The sequence below is a fragment of the Nesterenkonia sp. K-15-9-6 genome, assembly GCF_052656005.1.
On sequence record NZ_JBQYEY010000010.1, the window covers coordinates 100,300 to 121,019 of the forward strand.

A 20,720-nucleotide genomic window follows, 5' to 3' on the forward strand; every position below is an offset into this window, starting at 1 on the left:
ATCCACAACATGTAGAGCGGACAAAATCATTCACCACAAGATGTAGTGCCTCAGCCGTTCAGGCAGCTCGGTCCCAGCAGGACTTTCAGGTCCCCGTACAGCGACGGCGACGGCGTCACCTGGTACTGCGGACCCAGACGCATGACCTCCACCTTGTCGCCTGAGAGCAGCTGGACATGCACCTCGTTGCCGCCGCGATGCCGCTGCAGCACCTCGCCGAGCTGGGTGACGACCTTCTCGTTGGCTCGCTGGCTGGGCACGGTGAGCACCACCGGTCCGCTGTTGGCCTCGCCGTCGAGCTCCGGGACGATCATCTCCTGGGCGGAGATCGACACCGAGCCGTCGTCGCGCCGCTGCAGCCGACCCTTGATGGCGACCACCAGGTCCTCGGCGAGCACCGTCGAGATCGGCTGATACGCCTTGCCGAAGAACATGACCTCGATCGACCCGGCCAGGTCCTCCACCTCGACCTTCGCATAGGGGTTCCCCGACGACTTCGCGATGCGTCGCTGCAACGTGGTGATCATGCCCGCGATCGTCACCGTCGCCCCGTCCGGGGGACCCTCCTCGCTCAGCAGCGAGGAGATCGAGCGGTCCGCATGCTGGGCCAGGACCCGCTCCAGGCCCTGCAGCGGGTGGTCGGAGACATAGAGTCCCAGCATCTCCCGTTCGAAGGCCAGCTTGTCCTTCTTGTCCCACTCGGGCAGGTCGGGCACCGTGACCTTCACCGAGTCGCCCAGGTCCACATCGGCGTCGGCGAAGAGGTCGAACTGGTTCTCGGCCTCCTTCTTCTTCTGCCCGATGGACTGGTCGATGGCCTGCTCATGCATCGAGACCAGAGCCCGCCTCGTGTCCCCGAGCTCGTCAAACGCTCCGGCCTTGATCATGGACTCCACCGTGCGCTTGTTGCACACGTGCAGCGGAACCTTCTGCAGGAAGTCTGCGAACGATTCGTAGGCACCCTTCTCCTGGCGGGCGTCCACCAGACCGGCGACGACGTTGGCGCCCACATTGCGGACCGCACCCATGCCGAAGCGGATCATGTCATCACCGACCGGGGTGAACGTCAGCGCCGACTCGTTCACGCTGGGCGGCGTCACTGTGATGCCCATGCGGCGGCACTCGGCCAGGTACAGGGCCAGCTTGTCCCGGTTCTCCCCCACCGAGGTGAGCAGGGCCGCCAGATACTCTGCCGGATAGTTGGCCTTCAGATAGGCGGTCCAGTACGCGACCAGCCCATAGGCGGCGGTGTGCGCCTTGTTGAACGCATAGTCGGAGAAGGGCAGCAGGATGTCCCACAGGGCCTGGGCCGCCGCCTCCGAATAGCCGCTCTCCTTCATCCCTTCGAAGAAGCCGACCTGCTGCTTGTCCAGCTCGGCCTTCTTCTTCTTGCCCATCACGCGACGCAGAATGTCGGCCTGTCCCAGCGAGTAGCCCGCCACGCGCTGGGCGATGGCCATGACCTGCTCCTGGTAGATGATCAGGCCGTAGGTGGTGTCGAGGATGTCCTCCAGCGGCTCCTCGAGCTCCGCATGGATCGGGCTGACCTCCTGCTGGCCGTTCTTGCGCAGCGCGTAGTTCGTATGAGAGTTCGCGCCCATGGGCCCCGGACGATACAGCGCCAGCGCCGCGGAGATGTCCTCGAAGTTGTCCGGCCGCATCAGCCGCAGCAGGGAGCGCATGCCTCCGCCGTCGAGCTGGAACACGCCCAGCGTGTCCCCCCGGGCCAGCAGGTCATAGGCCGGCCGGTCGTCCAGGTCGAGGGTCTCCAGGTCGACGTCCACGCCCTTGTTGTTCCTGATGTTCTCCAGGGCGTCGGAGATGATCGTCAGGTTCCGCAGACCCAGGAAGTCCATCTTGATCAGACCCAGCGACTCGCAGATCGGATAGTCGAACTGGGTGATGATCGCGCCGTCCTGCTCACGCTTCATCAGCGGGATGATGTCGATCAGCGGATCCGAGGACATGATCACCCCGGCCGCGTGGACGCCCCACTGGCGCTTCAGACCCTCCAGGCCCGACGCGAGGTCGAAGATCTCCTTCATCCGCGGATCGGAGTCCAGGAACTCCCGCATCTCCACAGCCTCGGAATAGCGGGGCGAGTTCTCGTCATAGATCTGCGACAGCGGCATGGGCTTGCCCATGGCGTCCGGCGGCATCTTCTTCGTGAGCTGGTCGCCGGTGGAGAACGGCTCACCCATCACGCGGGCCGAGTCCTTCAGCGCCTGCTTGGACTTGATGGTGCCGTAGGTCACGATCATGGCGACGCGCTCGTCGCCGTACTTGCGCACCACGTAGTCGATGACCTCGCCTCGACGACGGTCGTCGAAGTCGACGTCGAAGTCAGGCATGGACACACGGTCCGGGTTGAGGAAGCGCTCGAAGATCAGTCCGTGCTGCAGCGGGTCCAGGTCGGTGATGCGCATCGCGTAGGCGACCATCGATCCCGCGCCGGAGCCGCGGCCCGGCCCCACGCGGATGCCGTTCTCCTTGGCCCAGTTGATGAAGTCGGCGACCACCAGGAAGTAGCCGGGGAAGCCCATCTGGGTGATGATCCCGATCTCATACTCGGCCTGCTTCCGAACCTCGTCCGGCACTCCCTGGGGGAAGCGGTAGGCAAGCCCCTTCTCCACCTCCTGGACGAACCAGGACTCCTCGGTCTCACCCTCCGGGACGGGGAAGCGGGGCATGTAGGAGGCCGACTCGTTGAACTCCACCTGGCAACGCTCCGCGATCGCCAACGTGTTGTCGCAGGCCTCCGGGAAGTCGCGGAAGAGATGCCGCATCTCCGCCGCCGACTTCAGGTAGAACTCCTCGGAGTCGAACTTGAACCGGTTCGGATCGTCCAGGGTCGAGTTCGACTGCACGCACAGCAGCGCGCCGTGGGCCTTGTGGTCATGCTGGTGGGTGTAGTGGAGGTCGTTGGTGGCCACCAGCGGGAGGTTCATCTCCTTGGCCAGCTTGAGCAGATCCGCCTTGACCTTTCGCTCGATCTCGAGCCCGTGGTCCATCAGCTCGCAGTAGAAGTTCTCCTTGCCGAAGATGTCCTGGAAGTCACCGGCGGCCCGCTTGGCCTCCTCGTACTGCCCCAGGTGCAGACGGGTCTGGATCTCCCCGGACGGACAGCCGGTGGTGGCGATGATGCCCTTGCCGTAGGTCTCGAGGATCTCCCGGTCCATGCGCGGCTTGAAGTAGTAGCCCTCGATGGAGGCCAGGGAGCCCATCCGGAAGAGGTTGTGCATTCCCCGGGTGTCCTCGGCCCACATGGTCATGTGGGTGTAGGCACCGCCGCCGGAGACGTCCTTCTCGCCTGCCACACCGTCGCCCCACTTCACCCGACGACGCTCGGACCGGTGCGTGCCCGGCGTCAGATACGCCTCCAGGCCGATGATGGGTTTGACATCGTACTGCTGCGCGGTCTTCCAGAACTCATAGGCCCCGAAGAGGAACCCATGGTCTGTGGTGGCCACCGCCGGCATGCCCAGACGCTGGGTCTCCTCGAAGAGCTCTCCGATCTTCGCGGCGCCGTCGAGCATCGAGTACTCGGTGTGGTTGTGCAGATGGACGAAGTCTCCGGACATCGTCAGACCTCCTCGATGATGCGCAGGGCCTCCACGAGGTCCTGCGGATACTCGGAGCGGAAGCTCACCCAGTCGCCCGAGGCGGGATGGGTGAAGCCGAGCTCATAGGCGTGCAGCCACTGACGGGTCAGCCCCAGTCGGGCCGCCAGGGTCGGGTCCGCGCCATAGGTCAGATCACCCGCGCAGGGGTGCCCCAGGGCGGAGAAGTGCACACGGATCTGATGCGTCCTCCCCGTCTCCAGTGAGACCTCCACCAGGCTGGCCCGGCCATAGGCCTCGAGCAGCCGGTAGTGCGTGCGGGAGTCTCGCCCGTCCTCGATGACGGCGAAGCGCCACTCGTGCCCGGGATGCCGACCGATGGGCGCGTCGATGGTGCCGTCGACCGGGTCTGGCAGCCCCTGCACGAGGGCGTGATAGGTCTTGCTGGGGGTCCGGGTGCGGAAGGCGTCCTTGAGCACGCTGTAGGCCCGTTCGGTCTTCGCCACGACCATGATCCCGGAGGTCCCGACGTCGAGCCGGTGCACGATGCCCCGGCGCTCCTGGGCGCCTGAGGTGGAGATCTCGACCCCCAGGGCGAGCAGGCCGCCGATCACGGTGGGCCCGGTCCAGCCGGGCGACGGGTGAGCAGCCACGCCCACGGGCTTGTCGACGACGACGATGTCATCGTCCTGGTGCAGCACGTGAAGATCCTCCACGACGTCCTCCACCACCTCCAGGGGGTCGTTCCACACGGGCACCGTCACCTGGAGCGACGTGCCCGCCGGCAGCTTCTCGGACTTCTTCACCGGACGGCCCAGGCGCCGCCCGTCCGCGTGGACCGCCGCCCCGGACGCGAGCCAGCCGGCCGCCTCCGTGCGGGAGATGCCGAAACGTTCGGCGAGCACGGCGTCCGCACGGGATCCGTCACGGTCCGAAGAGACCTCGACGAGCACCGTCGACGCCTCCTCGAGGCCGGTCATCGGGGATCCTCCTCCGGTTCGCCGCCGTCCGCCTGCTCCTCAGCGTCGCGGGCCTTCCCCTCGCGCGTCCCGTCGATGTCGAGGCCGAAGACCAGCATCGCGCAGATGCCGATCATGGAGCAGACGATGAACGAATCCGCGACGTTGAAGATCGCGAAGTTCGGCACCGCGATGAAGTCGACGACCTCACCGTGTCCGAAGCCGGGCGGCCGGAAGAGTCGGTCCGTGAGGTTCCCCGCCACTCCTCCGGCGAGGCCTCCCAGGCCGAGCGCCCACAGCCACGATCCCCCAAGCCTGCGGGAGTGCCAGAGGACGAACAGCAGCACGCCGGACATCACCAGGGTGAAGAACCAGGTGTGGTCGGTGCCCAGGGAGAAGGCGGCGCCGGGATTGAGGTGGTACCGCCAGTAGAGCACCGGCGGAAGCACGTCGATCTGCTCGCCCAGTGTCATGGTCGACTCGACCCACCATTTGGTGAGCTGATCGGTGGACCAGGCCAGGACGGCCACGGCGGCGGCCGTCAGGACCGCCGCCCGGCGGGACGGGCCTTCTGCGGAGGAGGGCGTCGACACAGGAGGGAGCTGACCGGTGCTCACAGCTCGGCGCCGGTGGCTTCCTTCTCGATGGAGCCGCGGCTGTTGAGATCCGCGAGCTGACCCTCGATGTAGTCCTTCAGACGTGCTCGGTAGTCGCGCTCGAAGCTGGTGAGCTCGCTGACCTTGGTCTCCAGGTCGGCCTTCTTGCGCTCCAGGACAGCCAGGGTCCGGGATGAGGTGAGCTCCGCCTCTTCGATCATGTTCTCCGCGCGGGTCTCCGCCTCGGTCACGATCTCCGCACGCTTGCGCTCAGCCTCGGCGATGTACTCGGCCCGGGTCTTCTCACCCTCGGCGATGTACTGGTCCCGGGTGGTCTCACCCTCGGAGATGTACGCCGCCCGCGTCTGCTCACCCTCAGTGATGTACTGCTCGCGGGTGGTCTCACCCTCGGAGATGTACGCCGCCCGGGTCTCCTCGCCCTCAGAGATGTACGCCGCGCGAGTCTGTTCGCCCTCGGCGATGTAGGCCGCCCGGGTCTGCTCACCCTCCGCGATGTAGGCCGCGCGGGTCTGCTCACCCTCAGCGACGTACTGATCGTGCAGCTTCTGAGCCATCGCGAGCACGCCGGTGGCGGTGGAGGCCACACCGTCGGCGTCAGCACCGGACTCGTCGACGGTCTGCACCTCAGGCGCCGGCTGGGCCGGCCGGGTGCCCAGCGGGTACTCCGGATACGCCGTGACGGCGCTGTCCTGGGCGGACGGAGCCTCAGGCTGCTCCTCCGACTCCGGCGCGTCGGTCTCCTCGGAGGCCTCCGGCTCGACCTCCGCCTCCGCCTCCGAGTCCTCGGTGATCGGTGCGAACGTCCCGGTGACCTCGGCGGCCGTGCCGGCGTAGCCGGACAGGCCGGCGTCCTTGAGCTCGTCGGGCTCGAGGTTCGCGGGGTGCTCCTCGAGCTGCTCCTCGAGGGCCGCGACCTGGGCCTTGAGATCCTCGTTCTCCTGGATCAGGCGACGGAACTCGACGACGACGTCATCGAGGAAGTCGTCGACAGCGTCCTTTTCGTAGCCGGGACGGAACTTGGTCTCCGGGAACTCCTTGTTCAGGAGGTCGTCGGGAGTCAGGGCCATGCAGTGTCACCTCGTCGAGAAGCGGTTCAGCGTGAAGGCGCGGTGCCCATCGTCGGCCCGCAGACCTACAGCGTCCTGGGGATGTCGAGCGGTCACCGGACAGAATACCCGGTCCGCGGCCTGGGGTTCGACCTCAACCTTCAAGCGAGGCTTGGAGCTGGACCGGAGAAGGACCTGATCAGGCCATGCCGATGCCGCGCACGACCATCTTGGCGATGACGACCCCCAGGAAGACGATGATGAATCCCATGTCCAGGGCGATTCCGCCGAGATTCAGCGGCGGGATGCGCTTCTGGAGCCAGCGGATCGGCGGGTCGGTGACCGCATAGACCGCCATGGCCACTGCCAGTGCCAGGCCCTTGGGGCGCCACTGGCGCGCATACTGCTGGGTGATGTCGAAGATGATCCGAATCACCAGGGCCAGCTGGTAGACGGTCAGCAGCAGATAGATCGGAGCGGCGATGAGGTCCACGGTTCGGCGTCGTTCCTCTGATCAGTGTCGGTGTCATGTCAGGGCTCGGGCAGATGCCCCGCAGGACCTCGTGTCAGCCCCGGAGGCTCAGCTCTGGTTGAAGAACTGCGCGGACGACGGCGAATCGCCGGCCGCGCGCTCCTCGGCGAGGACCTCCACGTTCTTGGGGGTCAGCAGAAAGACCTTGTTCGTCACACGCTCGATCGACCCGCCCAGGCCGAAGACGAGGCCTGCAGAGAAGTCGACCAGTCGCTTGGCCTCCGCCTCCCCCATATCGGTGACGTTCATGATCACCGGGATGCTGTCGCGGAAGGACTCACCGATGACCTTAGCATCGTTGTAGGAGCGCGGGTGGACGGTGGTGATTCGACGCATGGCGGAACTCTCATCCCGGGAGGAGGGGGCACGCTTGATGGGGGTCACCGGAGCACGGTACTCGGGATCCACCGCGAGGCTGGAGCTGTTGTAGGCGGAGGAGTCCCCCTGCTCGGCGGCTCCCCGCGCCTCGACGTTCCGTGCGCTGCTCGCCGCACCTGCACCGTGTGCCGCCGCATCGATCGAGACGACCTCGGACCCCCGCGAGGTGCTCGAGGCCGGGACGGCCGCCACAGGCCCGGTGCGGAGCGATGAGGCACTGGGCTCGGGAGCCCGCGACGCGGCGGATCCCTGGCGCGGAGCGGGGGCCTCAGCACGCGCCGCGGGACGCTCCTCGGCGCGTGCGCGCTCGTCTTCGTACTCGTCTCCGTCGGCCAGGCCGAGGTAGATCATGGTCTTCTTGAATGCACCGGCCATGAGGTCACTCCTGGGAAGGTCGGGACCTCCGTCGCCCCGCTCGATTCGAGCAGGAATCGCACGCAGGGCGGGAGGTCCTGGGGTTGTCACTGCGCGTCTCCGACACTATCGCGGCGCCGGGCGGTTCCCGAGGACATCCCGTCCGATGCGCAGGTGTGTCGCGCCGTGCGCCACGGCCTCCTCCAGGTCATTGCTCATTCCCGCTGAGACCATGACTGCCTCCGGATGCACCGTGCGCAGCTCCGCGGACAGTTCGGCGAGTCTGGCGAATGCCGGGCCGGGCGGCTCGTCCAGCGGCGCCACGGCCATGAGCCCCGCCAGCCGCAGGCCCTCTGCCGCCTGCACCGAATCGGCGAGCTGCGCGATCTGCTCCGGCCGTGCTCCGCCTCGAGCGTCCGAGGGGATCTCGGTGCGCAGATCCACCTGGATGAGACAGTCGACCTCACGGGCCCGCCCTGCTGCCGGCGCCCCCGCCTCCTGAGACTCGGCACTGCCGGCCGCGGCACGTCGCAGCGCCTTGAGCAGCGAGGAGCGATCCACAGAGTGGACGCTGGAGGCGTAGCGCAGGACCGATCGGGCCTTGTTGGACTGCAGCTGCCCGATGAAGTGCCAGCGCGGTGGGGCGAGCGGCCGGTCTGGATGGTCCGCGGTGTGGGCGGCGATGAGCCGATCCACCGCGTCCGCCTTGGCCGAGGCCTCCTGGTCCCGGTTCTCCCCCACATCCGTGACGCCCAGATGCAGCAGCCGCAGGACATCCTCGGCGGGGAAGAACTTGGTGACCACGATCAGCTCCGGGCGTTCACGCCGGCCGACCAGCGCCACGGCCCGATCGATGCGCGCCCGGACGGCGTCGAGCCGTTCCCGGAGCTCCTCGGTGCGGTCGTCCTCCAGCTCGGGCGATGAGGTGCTGTGCAGTTCCACCCCTCCACTCTAGGTCAGGGACGGTGCGGATGCCCGGTGGCTCAGCGTGCGCGCCAGACGAGGCCCGCGAACCGACCCTCGCCCGGTGCACGCCGATGGGAGAACAGCGTGTCGTCCTCGATGGTGCAGCCGGCCAGCTGGCGGACCTCCACGCCGCGGCCGCGCAGCACGTCCTCCGCCTCGGAGCGAAGATCCAGAGCAGGTGTCCCCCAGGTCGTCTCGGAGGCGATCGCGGGCCTGCGCACGGCCAGCTCGTCCCGCATGGCGGCAGGCACCTCGTAGCAGGAGCCGCAGGCTCCCGGACCGATCCAGGCCTGGATCCGTTCGGCGCCATGCTCGTGCAGCGCCGCCACCGTGTTCTCCAGCACTCCGTCCAGGAGCCCGGCACGGCCCGCATGCGCCGCGGCCGTCACCAGGGCCTCGCCGCCAGGGGCCCTGGACGTCCCGCCCGACGCCGTGCGGCCGACCATCAGCACCGGCAGGCAGTCGGCGACCATGATGGCCAGGGGCTCGGCGCCGGCCCGGGAGAACCAGGCGTCGCCGGTCGGTGCGGCGCCCGGAGAGGCAGGATGTGCCGAGGCGTCGAGCACCGTGGCCGAGTGCACCTGATCCAGGAACCGGAGGGTCCCCGGTTCCACACCCATGCGCTGCTGCAGCGCGCGACGGCGGACCTCGATCTGTTCGGAGTCCTCATCGCCCACGTGTCGGGCCAGATTGCCGGCCCTGACAGACGTGAAGGCGACGTGGACGTCGCCTCCGGCGGCTGTGTCGTGCCACCAGTACAGCGAGTCCACTCCGCCAGCCTCCGTCATCGACGGGTCGTCACTTCAGGAAGTCGGGCACGTCCAGATCATCGCTGCGGCTGCCGGTGTAGTCCGACTCCACGATGTCCGGGATGTCCTGCTCCTCCTGGCCCTGATGCGCCTGGCGCTGGACCGGCGCGGTGTCGTGCTCGCCGCCGTGGTGCTGCGGAGCGGCGTGGGAGGGCTGCTGGACGGGCACGGTCCCGGGCACGGAGTTTCCGGAGACGGGGACCGTCCCCGGAACGGTCGCCGGGGCGGGACGCTGCGCGGGTGCCGGGGACGCGGCCCGCGGCGCCTGCGGAGCGGACGCCTGCGGCGCCGCCTGAGCAGGAGCCTGAGCAGGAGCCGAGGTGGCGTCGACCTGGTCGAAGCCTGCGGCGATCACCGTGACGCGAGCCTCGTCGCCGAGCGCATCGTCGATGACCGCGCCGAAGATGATGTTCGCCTCGGGATGGGCGACCTCCTGCACGAGACGGGCGGCCTCGTTGATCTCGAACAGACCCAGGTCGCTGCCGCCCTGGATGGACAGGAGCACGCCGTGGGCGCCGTCGATGGAGGCCTCGAGCAGCGGCGAGGCGATCGCCAGCTCAGCGGCCTTGACCGCACGGTCCTCGCCGTTGGCCGAGCCGATGCCCATCAGTGCCGATCCGGCGCCCTGCATCACGGACTTGACGTCGGCGAAGTCGAGGTTGATCAGACCCGGGGTGGTGATCAGGTCGGTGATGCCCTGGACACCGGAGAGCAGCACCTGGTCCGCCGAGCGGAAGGCGTCGAGGACCGAGACGTTCTTGTCGGAGATCGAGAGGAGACGATCGTTGGGGATGACGATGAGGGTGTCGACCTCGTCGCGCAGCGCCTCGATGCCGGTCTCGGCCGAGGACGCCCGGCGGCGGCCTTCGAACGTGAACGGACGGGTCACCACACCGATGGTCAGCGCACCCAGGGAGCGCGCGATGCGCGCGACGACGGGCGCACCGCCGGTGCCGGTCCCACCGCCCTCGCCGGCGGTCACGAAGACCATGTCAGCACCCGTGAGCACCTCTTCGATCTCCTGGGCGTGGTCCTCGGCGGCCTGTCGGCCGACCTCCGGGTTGGCGCCGGCGCCGAGACCTCGCGTCAGCTCGCGGCCGACGTCGAGCTTCACATCGGCGTCGCTCATCAGCAGTGCCTGGGCGTCGGTGTTGATGGCGATGAACTCGACGCCCCGCAGGCCCACCTCGATCATCCGGTTGACGGCGTTGACTCCGCCTCCACCGATGCCGACGACCTTGATCACGGCCAGGTAGTTGTTCGGTGTTGCCACGTTGTGTGTCCCTTGCTCGTCTCTCACGTCATGGGCACGGAGACCCCCGTCGCCCGCTGAGTCGCTGCGCGACTCCTCACTGTCCATCCACCGAAACCGCCTGGGCTGTTCCGGCTGACCCGTCGGACTTCCCGGCCGGACCGGTATGGTTCGCGGTCACACCGGGCCGGTGCTCGGGAAGCCCTGACGTCGCTGCGCTCGTCGAGCAGACGGGAGCCTCCGTGCTCATGACATTCTTCTGCTGGTCCACAACCCTCGGCAACGTTCAAGTTGCACTTGAACCTTAGGTCTCCCGCGAACGTTCGACCTGGCTCGAAGGTTGTTCTGCCCGCCACTCTACCGGCGCCGCCTGGACACCGCCCGACCATCCGGCGCGGCGGCGCGCCACGGAGCCCTGACGGGCGAGTTCACCGCGTCACGGGCGTGTCCGGAGTGGAGATGTCGATCGTGTCGACCTCCGTGAAGTCCTCGGCCTCGGAGGCCAGGATGGCTTCCAGGACGACGGCCTTCTCAGCGCCGCGCTCGGCTCCTCCCCAGACGACGGTCCTGCCGTCGTCCAGGATCAGCCGGACCGAGTCGATCGAGTCCGCCGTCGCGGAGTCCATGGCGTCGCGCGCGCTGGCCGGCAGCTCCCCCAGCACGGCCACGATGGTGCTGAACACGGCGTCGTCCCGCAGGGCGGCCTCCTCGCTGATCCGCGGCGTCGCGTGGTCGTCCGCCTCGGGGTCCTCCGGATCCGCGAAGGTGCGGATCACCTCGCCGTGCTCGTTGTAGAACTGCAGCTCGTCGCCGTCGAGGACCTCCGCCACCGGCGGATGCTCGATGATCTCCACCGTCAGCGTGTCCGGGAGCTCCCCTTGGACCACGACGTCGTCCACCACCGGCTCCTCGGCGAGCAGCTCCTGGACCTGGGCGTTGCCCACCTGTGGCAGCGGTCTGCCGTACAGCGGCTGGAGAAGCTCCTGGGCGCGGGACTCGGTGAGCAGATCGTTGCGCTCCACCTGGATGTGATGGATCGTCAGCAGCGGCGAGAAGTACAGCACCCCGACCACGGCGACGAGGACCCCGACCAGTCCTATCGTCCACCCGAGGCGACGACGTCGGCGACGACGGGTGCTGACCACCTCGGGCTCGGGGAAGGGCAGCGGCTCGGCGTCGTCGTCCTCGTCGAGGTGCCAGTCCTGTGCCTCGGAGGGAGGCCCCGCGACCGGGCGACTGCTCGATCGTTGCGGAGGCGCGTCACCGGGGTCCTCGAAGACCTCCTCGGCAGTGCGCCGTGATCGGCGCGGCATCTCGGTCTCGAGAGGCACGACGACGTCCCCCTCGGTGGGCCCGGCCCCTGCCGGGCCGCTCTCGGCGACCCGTGAGGCGGTCTCCTGCGCAGGGGCCTCCTGGGAGACGTCGTCCTGTGGCGGCTCGGCGCCGGCGTCCCCGTCCACCGACGGGGGCCTCGCCGCGGCCCCCGTCGGTCGACGAGGTCGGCGCGGTGGGCGCGGTGGGCGGGGGCTCATCCGCGCAGAGCCTCCACGAGGTCCGGCCCCAGGGCGGTCACGTCCCCCGCCCCGAGCGTGAGGACGATGTCGCCGGAACGGGCCGCGTCGGCCACCGCCCGCACCGCGTCCTCCCGGCCCATCCGGGCACCCCGTGGAGCGTCGTCCCGAGCGAAGAGCGGGTCAGCGATGAGCCCCGAGGTGACTCCCGGCAGCGGCTCCTCCCGGGCAGGATAGATCTCCAGCACGGCGACCGTGTCGGCCGCGGCCAGGGCCTCGGCGAACTCCTCGGCGAAGAGACTCGTCCGGCTGAACAGGTGCGGCTGGAAGACCGCGTGGACCTGCCCGTGCTCCCCCACCGCGGAACGGGCGGCGGCGAGCACGGCGGCCACCTCGGTGGGATGGTGGGCATAGTCGTCATAGACGCGCACACCCCGGTGCTCGCCCCGGTGGTCGAAACGGCGGGCCGCCCCTTGGAAGTGCTCGAGCGCCTGGGCGCCCTCGTGCAGATCCAGGCCCGCCCGCAGGCCGACGGCCAGGGCCGCGAGGGCGTTCAGCGCATTGTGACGGCCTGGGACGGCCAGCTGCACCTCGGCGCTCTCCCGGTGCTCCGGCACCCCCGACGTGCCCGCGGTCACCCCGGAGTCCTCACCGTTCCCGGCCCGCGTGACGACGAACCGCTGGCCCAGGGCGCCGACGGCCGCTTCGATGTGCTCCCCCAGGCGCAGGTCCGCCTCCACGGAGGAGCCGTAGGTGGTGACCGTGACGCCACGCCTGGCCAGTGCCGGGCTGACCTCTGCCAGCAGGCGCCGTGCCCCGTCGTCGTCCTGGCAGATGATGAGCTCGCCGCCGTCGAGGATGCGCTCGGTGAAGTCGACGAAGACCTGGTGCACCGCCTCGGCTGTGCCGTGGTGATCGAGGTGATCAGCCTCCACATTGGTGATGACCGCCACCTCGGGCCGATAGTTCAGCAACGAGCCGTCCGATTCGTCGGCTTCGGCCACGAACCACTCCCCGCCGCCGGCGGCGGCGTTGACACCGAGGCCGGCGACCGTCGCCCCCACGGCGAAGCTGGGCTCGAGACCGGCCTGTTCGAGCAGCACCGTCGTCATGGAGGAGGTGGTGGTCTTGCCGTGCGTGCCCGCCACCGCGACGGAACGGCGGCCCGACATGACGGCGGCAAGCCCCTCGGAACGGTGAAGGACCCGCAGACCGCGGCGCACCGCCTCGTCATGTTCCGGGTTTCCGGCCGTCGCGATGGAGGAGGCGATGATCGTGGTGATCGGCTCCCCCGTCTCCTCCTCCACCGAGGACAGGTTCTCAGCCCGGTAGCCGACCCGGACAGGCGCTCCGGCAGCACGGAACTCGTCCAGGACCGGCAGCTCCTTGCCGTCAGTGCCGGAGATGGGCACTCCTGCCGCCTGCAGCAGGCGTGCCACGGCAGAGACCCCCACCCCGGCGAGTCCCAGCAGATGCACCCGCCCCAGCTGGGCCGGGGTCAGCGGGTCGCGGCCGGGCTCCCCGGCGGGGCTCGGCTCGGAGCCGGTGGCGGTGGTCATGCCTGTCCCTCCCGGCGGGCGGCGTTGAGCGCCGCCTGCGCCATACGATCGTCGGCGTCAGTGATGCCGCGTTCTGCGGCGTGGCCCTCCATGGTCCGCAGCAGTCGCGGATCCTCCAGCAGAGGCACCACATTGCGGCCGAGCCACTCCCTGGTCAGGTGCTCGTCCTTGACCAGCAGGGCGCCGCCGGCGTCGACCAGCTCCCTCGCGTTGAGCTCCTGCTCCCCGTTGCCGATCGGCAGCGGCACGAACACAGCGGGCAGCCGCACGGCGGCGATCTCGCACACGCTCGCGGCACCGGACCGGGCGATGATGAGGTCGGCGGCGGCATAGGCCCGCTGCATGCCGTCCAGGTACTCGCGCTGATGGTACCCCTCCCGGCGGACCGGGGAACCGTCGTCGCCGAGCACAGCCTTGTCCCGGCCGGTCAGGTGCAGCACCTGTGCTCCCGTGGCCAGCAGGTCATCCAGCGACTCCGCCACGGCCCGGTTGACCGAGGCAGCCCCGGAGGACCCCCCGGTCACCACCAGCGTCGTCCGATCCGGCTCCAAGCCCAGATCCTCACGGGCCGAGGCGCGGGCGGCGGTGCGGTCCAACTGAGAGATCCCCCGGGACATGGGCATCCCCACCCACTGCGCCCCCTTCAAGGGAGTGCCCTCGAACGCCACGCCGATGAACGCCGCCACCCGAGAGCCCAGGCGGTTGGCCAGCCCAGGCCTGGCATTGGCCTCATGCACGATGATCGGCACGCCGATCCGGCGCGCGGCCAGATAGACGGGGGTGCAGACGTAGCCGCCGACGCCGATCACGACGTCGGCCCCGCGCCGGGTGAGGATCTCTGCGGCGTCGTCGATCGCTGCCCGGAAGCGTCCGGGGAAGCGCAGCATGTCCCGCGACGGTCGACGCGGCATGGGGACCTTCTCGATCGTGTCCAGCGAGAAGCCCGCCTCCGGGACCAGGCGGGTCTCCAGCCCGGTCTCGGTGCCGATCATCGACACCTCCGCCTCGGGAGCGAGGCGCCCGACGGCGTGGGCGATCGCGATCATCGGTGAGACGTGGCCGGCGGTGCCGCCGCCGGCCAGGACCACGGACAGAGTGCTCATGGTGTGTCGGCCTTCTTCCTGTCGTCGCCGGCGCCGAGGCGGATCCTCGCCGGGCGCCGACGGTGTGCGGTGGGGAGACTCACGGAAGGGGGAGCGCCGCGGGGCGCGCGGGCCGGTGCCGAAGGCGCCGGGGCGGGTCCCTCCGCGGACGTCGCGACGTCCGCAGGGGCGGCCTCCCTCGGATCGGCAGGATCCTGGGCACGTTCCTGCCGCCGACGCCGGTGGGCGAAGTTCAGCACCACGCCGACCGCCAGCAGGGCACAGGTCAGCGCCGACCCGCCATAGGAGATGAACGGCAGCGGCACACCGATGACGGGAAGCAGCCCCGTGACCATGCCGATGTTGATGAAGGCCTGGCCCACCAGCCAGGCAGCGATGCCCATGCAGGCCAGGCGAGCGAAACGGTCGTCGCTGTTGGCGGCGATGCGGAAGATCCCGACGATCAGCGCGCCGAAGAGCAGCAGCACGACCAGCGTGCCCAACAGTCCCAGCTCCTCGCCGAGCACCGTGAGGATGAAGTCGTTCTCCACCTCGGGGATGTAGTGCCACTTCTGCCGGGACTGGCCGAGCCCCACACCCCAGAAGCCGCCGGTGGCGAGCGCGTAGATCCCCTGCTGCGACTGATGGCAGGGGTCGGACGCATGGTCGCAGTTCATCCCCAACCACGCCTGGATGCGGAACAGTCGGTTGGCGCTGGTCCAGGCCAGCAGCAGCACGGCGATGACCGCCGAGGCCGCGGTCACGACGAAGTAGCGCCAGGACACGCCCACGGTGAACAGCAGCGTGCCGACCATCAGCAGGATGATCAGGCTGGTGCCGAGATCTCCGCCGAGCAGCACGAGCAGCAGGATGGACAGGGTGCCGGGCAGCACCAGAGGCATCGCCCAATGGACGAACCGGCGGACCAGTCGGCCCTTGCGGGTCAGCACGGCCGCGCCCCACAGCACGAGCGCCAGCTTCGCCAGCTCGGAGGGCTGACCGCCGATCGAGCCGATGCGGATCCAGTTCCGCGACCCGTTGACCTCGTGGCCCAACGGAGTGAAGACCACCAGCGCCAGCAGGATGCCGGAGAGGATCATCAGCACCCATCCCAGCAGACCGAGGGATCGGTCCGGGAGCCGGGAGATCACCAGCATTCCCAACAGCCCACCGACGGCCCACATCGCCTGCCGAGTGAACAGGGTGAACGAACTGCCGGAATCGCCGAAGGCGTCGACCGACGAGGAGGACAGCACCATCGTCAGTCCGATGGCGGTCAGGGCCAGCGTGGATCCCAGAACGAGCCAGAAGTTGGTGTGGGCGCTGCCACCCTCCATGAAGCCCCAGAAGCGACTGATCCGAGCAGACCAGCGGGAGGCGCGCTCGGCCTTCCAGCTGCCAGGCTCTCCGGATGCCTGGCCGGCGGCATCGCTGGACGCTGCCGAGCCGACAGGCCCTGCAGGGTCGGCAGGGTCGGCAGGGTCGGCAGGGTCGGCAGAGTCGGCCGTACCCGCCGGATCCGGCGGGCCGGCCTCGACGAGCCGCAGCCGACTGCGCAGCTCCTCGGGGCTGGGCGTCTCGCCCGCCCCCGTCGTCGTATCGGCCTCATCACGTGCCGGGGTGCCCAGGGCCGGGGCCTGTGCTCCCGACTCCTCGACACCGCTCTCGTCCGCCTCACGGGGCGCCCCCGGCGCGGAGGATGAGCCATGCGACCCTTCCTCCGGCGCGAACCGTCTGACGGATGGGAGACGCGGTCGTCGGTCGTCCATTCCGTCCTCCTGATCGGTGGTGCTGTGCTCAGCGGTCTTCTGCCCGCCGCAGCGGCTGCTCCTCGCCCTCTGCAGGCTCCGTGTCTGCGGGCTCCATGTCTGCGGGCCCGGGATCGGCCGGTCCGTGGCCGGGCTCCGAGGTCCCCTGCGCGGATCGCCGCTCCATCAGCTCGGCCACCGCGGCGATGAAGGCATCCCCCCGGTCGCCGTAGGAGTCGAACTGGTCCATCGACGCCGCGGCCGGGGCGAGGAGGACCGTCTGCTCGGGTTCGGCGACGTCCGCGGCCGTCTCCACCGCCGCACGCATCGCCTCGGCGCCGTCGGCACCCGCCAGGCGGCGCTCCAGCAGGCTCAGCGGTGCGCCTCCATCATCACCCACACGGCCACCGACCACCGGCACGCCCGGCGCGTGTCGTGCCAGGCTGGACCTCAGCTGGGAGGAGTCTGTACCCACCAGGATGACGTGTCGGAGGCGGGAGGCCGCCTGTGCCACGAGGTCGTCGTAGACGACTCCCTTGGGCAGTCCCCCAGCGATCCAGACGACGTCCTGGAAGCTGAGCAGGGAGGCTGCCGCAGCATGCGGGTTCGTCGCCTTGGTGTCATTGACCCACAGCACGTCCTGGGACTTCGCCACCGGCTGGATGCGGTGCTGGCCGGGTTCATAGGCCCGGATGCCCTCCCGGACCGCATCCGGCGAGACGCCTACGGCACGCGCCAAGGCCGCAGCGGCCAACGCATTGGCCACCAGGTGCTGCGGGGCCACCGGGCCGAAGTCGGCGAGCTGGCCGATCTCCAGAGCCTGGTGACGACGTTCGACCAGGAAGGCACGGTCCACCAGCACATCCTCCACCATCCCCAGCATCGAGAGCCCCGGGGTGCCCGTCGTGAAGCCGACCGCGCGGCAGCCCTCCTGGACGTCCGCGTCGGCGACCATCTCCTCCGTGACGGGATCATCGACGTTGTAGACGCACGCCACCCGCGTGTTCTCGTAGATCCGAGCCTTGTCCGCGCGGTAGCGCTCGAATCCCCCATGCCAGTCGACATGGTCAGGAGCGAGGTTCAGCACGGCGGAGGCCGCCGGGTCCAGAAGCTCGGTGTAGTGGAGCTGGAAGCTGGAGAGCTCCACGGCCAGCGCGTCGAAGCCCTCAGGATCGCGGATCGCATCCAGCACCGGCATGCCCACATTGCCACAGGCGACCGCCCGGCGACCGTCCGCCCGCAGCATGGACTCGAGGAGCCCGACAGTGGTGGTCTTGCCGTTGGTGCCGGTCAGGACCAGCCACTCCGGCGTCCGCGCACCGGGCCGCGGACCCAGGCGCCAGGCGAGCTCGACCTCGGACCAGACCGGGATCCCAGCCGTGGAGGCCTCCGCGATGATCGACGCATCAGGGCGCCAGCCGGGAGAGGTCACCACCAGCTGGGCAGGCTCACCGGCCACCGTCGGCAGCGCCGCGGTGTGCTCCGGGCCGAGCAGCACCTCGGCGACCCCGACGATCTCGAGGGTCTGCGCATCGCGCCGCTGCTTCTCCGCCGTGCCGCCGTCGACGACGACGACCTGTGCGCCCAGCTCGACCAGGGTGTCCGCCGCGGCGAACCCGGAGACGCCCAGGCCGGTGACCACGACCCGCAGACCCTCCCACGGAGCGTCCCAGCCCATGAGGTCCGGTCGCACCGTCGGGCGTCGGCGGTCGTCGCCGTCCGGGGCGCCGTGCGCGCTGTCCTGCCCGACGCTCACTGGGTGAGCACCCACTCTCCGTAGAACACTGCCAGGCCCAGGCCGACCGCCAGTGCCCCGACGATCCAGAAGCGGACCACCACGGTCACCTCCGCCCAGCCCTTGAGCTCGAAGTGGTGCTGCAGCGGCGCCATCAGGAACACCCGTCGCCCGCCGGAGATCTTGAAATAGCCCACCTGGATGATCACCGAGAGGGTGATGAGCACGAACAGCCCGCCCAGGATGATGAAGAGCAGCTGCGTGTGGGTCAGGATCGCGAAGGCGGCGAGAGCGCCGCCCAGTGCCAGCGATCCCGTGTCGCCCATGAAGATCTTCGCCGGAGAAGTGTTCCACCACAGGAACCCGATCAGGGCGCCCGTGATGATCCCGGCGAGCAGCGCCATGTCCATGGGGTCGCGGACCTGGTAGCACACGCTGTCCACGGCGCGCACAGCACCGCAGGTCTGGTTGGACTGCCAGATCGACATGATCGTATAGGCCGCCGTGACCATCGCCGTCGCACCGGCGGCCAGGCCGTCCAGCCCATCTGTGAGGTTCACCCCGTTGGTGGTGGCGGTGGCGATGAGGTTCGCCCAGATGACGAACAGGATCGCCCCGAGCACCGGGCCGGCGAAGGCCAGATCGATCACCGTCTCCCGCACGAAGGAGATCGCCGTGGACCCGGGCGTGATGCCCCGGTGGTCCGGGAAGTTCAGGGCCAGGACGGCGAACAGCACGCCCACCACGCCTTGGCCGGTGATCTTGGCCCAGGGAGTCAGCCCCAGGGACTGCTTCCGGGAGATCTTCGCGAAGTCGTCCGCGAAGCCAACCAGTCCCATGCCGACCATCAGCAGGAGCAGCAGCAGCCCTGAGGCGCTGGGCCCCGACGTCTGCTCCCGAGTGAGCAGCATGAACAGGTGCGCCAGGAAGTAGGCGACGACCACCGCGATCAGGATCACCGCACCGCCCATGGTGGGAGTGCCGCGCTTGACGTGGTGGGACGTCGGGCCGTCGTCGCGGATGAACTGTCCGTAGCCGCGCTTGACCAGCAGCCGGATGAACAAGGGGGTGCCCAGAAGAGTCAGGACAAGGCCCAGCACAGAGCCGATCACCACTGCTACCACGAGCCACCTGCCTTCCCGCCGTCGACGTCCGCGGACCCCTTCGCGGCGATCCGGTCTCCCAGCAGTCTAAGTCCTGCACTGTTCGACGACTTGAACAACACGACGTCCCCGGCGCTCAGCTCCTGGTCCAGATGGGCCTCGGCCTCCTCGACCGTGGCCACCCAGTGGACCTCGGAGCCCCAGCTTCCCTCCGCAACGGCCCCGCGGTAGAGCGGATAGGCCTCCTCGCCGACCACCAGGGTGCGATCGATGTTGAGCCGGACCACCGTCTCCCCGAGCTGCGTGTGGCGGATGATCGATTCCTCACCCAGCTCCAACATGGCGCCGAGCACGGCCACGGACCGTCGACCCGTAGGTCGGGTGATCATCGCCAGAGTGCGCAGCGCCTCGCGCATCGACTCCGGGTTGGCGTTGTAGGCATCGTTGATGACGGTCACGCCGTCGGGCCGCTCGGTGCGCTCCATGCGCCACCGGCTCCCCGGGCCCCGGCCCTCAAGACGGGCCGCGATGCTCGCAGGGGCCACGCCCGCCGCACGGGCGGCCGCGGCGGCGGCCAAGATGTTGGTCACGTGGTGGACGCCGGTCAGTCCGCTGGCGAGCTCGTGGACCTCCTCACCGAAGGCCAAGGTCAGATGGGGGTGCCCCTCCTCGTCCAGGCGGACGTCCCGTGCTGTCACCGCCCCCGGCAGCGCATCCATCGAGTCGGAGGAGAACCAGGTGACCGGCGCGGAGGACGCGTCGGCCATCCGGCGCACCTGGGCGTCGTCGTCGTTGAGCACGACCGTCCCCTCGGGGCCGACCTCCTCCACCAGCTCCTGCTTGACCTCCGCGATCCGGTCGGCCCCGCCGAACTTGCCGGCATGGGCCGAACCGACCATCAGGACCACCCCGATGTCGGGACGCACCATCTGCGCCAGATACCGAATGTTCCCTGGGCCGTCGGCCCCCATCTCCACGACGAGGTGCCGAGTGTCCAGCGAGGCGGTGAACACCGTCAGGGGCACACCCACTTCGCCGTTGTAGGAGCCCTGCGGGGCGACGGTGGGCCCCTCCTCCTCGAGGATCCCCTTGAGCAGGTCCTTGGTGGTGGTCTTGCCCGCCGATCCGGTGATGCCGATGACGGTGGTCGGCGAATGCGCGCGGATCCGGCGGACGATCTCCGCGGCGAGCCGGCCCATCGCCGCAACGACGTCGTCGACGATGACCGCAGGGTGGGTCCGGCCGTGAGGGTCAGTCGTCTCTCGCTCGGCCAGCACCAGCACCGCGCCGGCGGCGAGGGCAGCATCGATGAAGAGATGACCGTCGGTGGTCTCGCCCGGCTTGGCGATGAACAGGGCGCCGGGCTCCATGGCGCGTGAATCGGTGTCTGCCGCCGAGGCGATCACCGCCTGCGGGTCGTCGATGCCGACGAGGCGGCCGGTGGTGATCTCGGCGATCTCCGCCGCAGAGAGCTCGATCATGCTGTCTCGGGTCCGATCTGTGGGGGTC

At 69.3% G+C, this 20,720-nt stretch carries 16 protein-coding genes; all 16 read right to left on the reverse strand.

Features of this window, described 5'->3' with window-relative positions; translation table 11 throughout:
* Window positions 1–50: 50 nt before the first annotated feature.
* On the reverse strand, window positions 51–3,581 hold the full coding sequence (gene dnaE / locus SD455_RS08310) for a DNA polymerase III subunit alpha (protein ID WP_445507796.1): 3,531 nt from the start codon (window positions 3,579–3,581) through the stop codon (window positions 51–53).
* A 2-nt stretch (window positions 3,582–3,583) separates the two neighbouring features.
* On the reverse strand, window positions 3,584–4,540 hold the full coding sequence (locus SD455_RS08315; protein WP_445507797.1) for an RluA family pseudouridine synthase: 957 nt from the start codon (window positions 4,538–4,540) through the stop codon (window positions 3,584–3,586).
* Window positions 4,537–5,112 (reverse strand): signal peptidase II, encoded by a 576-nt coding sequence (gene lspA / locus SD455_RS08320; RefSeq protein WP_083277781.1) that lies wholly within the window; start codon window positions 5,110–5,112, stop codon window positions 4,537–4,539. Before lspA ends, SD455_RS08315 begins: the two co-directional genes overlap by 4 nt.
* 20 nt (window positions 5,113–5,132) lie before the next feature.
* Complete coding sequence (locus SD455_RS08325) at window positions 5,133–6,203, reverse strand: DivIVA domain-containing protein (RefSeq protein ID WP_085437819.1); 1,071 nt, start codon at window positions 6,201–6,203, stop codon at window positions 5,133–5,135.
* 178 nt (window positions 6,204–6,381) lie between these two features.
* Entirely contained in the window at window positions 6,382–6,675 is a 294-nt protein-coding gene (locus tag SD455_RS08330; protein WP_070162384.1) for a YggT family protein, read from the reverse strand.
* 87 nt (window positions 6,676–6,762) lie between these two features.
* Window positions 6,763–7,467 (reverse strand): cell division protein SepF, encoded by a 705-nt coding sequence (locus tag SD455_RS08335; RefSeq protein WP_070162386.1) that lies wholly within the window; start codon window positions 7,465–7,467, stop codon window positions 6,763–6,765.
* Window positions 7,468–7,572: 105 nt separating this feature from the next.
* Complete coding sequence (locus SD455_RS08340; protein WP_445507798.1) at window positions 7,573–8,388, reverse strand: YggS family pyridoxal phosphate enzyme; 816 nt, start codon at window positions 8,386–8,388, stop codon at window positions 7,573–7,575.
* 41 nt (window positions 8,389–8,429) lie between these two features.
* Entirely contained in the window at window positions 8,430–9,200 is a 771-nt protein-coding gene (locus SD455_RS08345; protein ID WP_445507799.1) for a polyphenol oxidase family protein, read from the reverse strand.
* A gap of 10 nt (window positions 9,201–9,210) precedes the next feature.
* Window positions 9,211–10,494, reverse strand: a complete 1,284-nt coding sequence (gene ftsZ, locus SD455_RS08350; protein ID WP_311023927.1) for a cell division protein FtsZ — start codon at window positions 10,492–10,494, stop codon at window positions 9,211–9,213.
* Window positions 10,495–10,901: 407 nt separating this feature from the next.
* Window positions 10,902–11,933, reverse strand: coding sequence for a cell division protein FtsQ/DivIB (locus tag SD455_RS08355; protein ID WP_445507800.1), 1,032 nt, complete (start codon window positions 11,931–11,933; stop codon window positions 10,902–10,904).
* Window positions 11,934–12,001: 68 nt separating this feature from the next.
* Entirely contained in the window at window positions 12,002–13,543 is a 1,542-nt protein-coding gene (gene murC / locus SD455_RS08360; protein WP_445507801.1) for a UDP-N-acetylmuramate--L-alanine ligase, read from the reverse strand.
* On the reverse strand, window positions 13,540–14,646 hold the full coding sequence (murG, locus tag SD455_RS08365) for an undecaprenyldiphospho-muramoylpentapeptide beta-N-acetylglucosaminyltransferase (protein ID WP_311023924.1): 1,107 nt from the start codon (window positions 14,644–14,646) through the stop codon (window positions 13,540–13,542). Before murG ends, murC begins: the two co-directional genes overlap by 4 nt.
* Window positions 14,643–16,394, reverse strand: coding sequence for a putative lipid II flippase FtsW (gene ftsW, locus SD455_RS08370; RefSeq protein WP_445507802.1), 1,752 nt, complete (start codon window positions 16,392–16,394; stop codon window positions 14,643–14,645). The genes murG and ftsW overlap by 4 nt, the downstream gene beginning before the upstream one ends.
* Window positions 16,395–16,422: 28 nt before the next feature.
* A complete protein-coding gene (gene murD / locus SD455_RS08375) occupies window positions 16,423–18,051 on the reverse strand; it encodes a UDP-N-acetylmuramoyl-L-alanine--D-glutamate ligase (protein ID WP_445507808.1) in 1,629 nt (542 codons plus the stop codon).
* 74 nt (window positions 18,052–18,125) lie between these two features.
* The gene (mraY, locus tag SD455_RS08380) at window positions 18,126–19,232 is read right to left on the reverse strand and encodes a phospho-N-acetylmuramoyl-pentapeptide-transferase (protein ID WP_311023921.1); all 1,107 of its coding nucleotides are present in this window, start codon (window positions 19,230–19,232) and stop codon (window positions 18,126–18,128) included.
* Window positions 19,226–20,692 carry a UDP-N-acetylmuramoyl-tripeptide--D-alanyl-D-alanine ligase gene (locus SD455_RS08385; RefSeq protein ID WP_311023920.1) on the reverse strand — a complete coding sequence of 489 codons (1,467 nt, stop codon included), beginning with the start codon at window positions 20,690–20,692 and terminating at the stop codon, window positions 19,226–19,228. The genes mraY and SD455_RS08385 overlap by 7 nt, the downstream gene beginning before the upstream one ends.
* Window positions 20,693–20,720 lie beyond the last annotated feature (28 nt).

Coding starts and splice junctions, on each gene's coding strand:
- dnaE (WP_445507796.1), bottom strand. CDS start 3,581: ATGTCCGGAGACTTCGTCCATCTGCACAACCACACCGAGTACTCGATG.
- SD455_RS08315 (WP_445507797.1), bottom strand. CDS start 4,540: ATGACCGGCCTCGAGGAGGCGTCGACGGTGCTCGTCGAGGTCTCTTCG.
- SD455_RS08325 (WP_085437819.1), bottom strand. CDS start 6,203: ATGGCCCTGACTCCCGACGACCTCCTGAACAAGGAGTTCCCGGAGACC.
- SD455_RS08335 (WP_070162386.1), bottom strand. CDS start 7,467: ATGGCCGGTGCATTCAAGAAGACCATGATCTACCTCGGCCTGGCCGAC.
- SD455_RS08345 (WP_445507799.1), bottom strand. CDS start 9,200: ATGACGGAGGCTGGCGGAGTGGACTCGCTGTACTGGTGGCACGACACA.
- murC (WP_445507801.1), bottom strand. CDS start 13,543: ATGACCACCGCCACCGGCTCCGAGCCGAGCCCCGCCGGGGAGCCCGGC.
- murG (WP_311023924.1), bottom strand. CDS start 14,646: ATGAGCACTCTGTCCGTGGTCCTGGCCGGCGGCGGCACCGCCGGCCAC.
- ftsW (WP_445507802.1), bottom strand. CDS start 16,394: ATGGACGACCGACGACCGCGTCTCCCATCCGTCAGACGGTTCGCGCCG.
- murD (WP_445507808.1), bottom strand. CDS start 18,051: ATGGGCTGGGACGCTCCGTGGGAGGGTCTGCGGGTCGTGGTCACCGGC.
- SD455_RS08385 (WP_311023920.1), bottom strand. CDS start 20,692: ATGATCGAGCTCTCTGCGGCGGAGATCGCCGAGATCACCACCGGCCGC.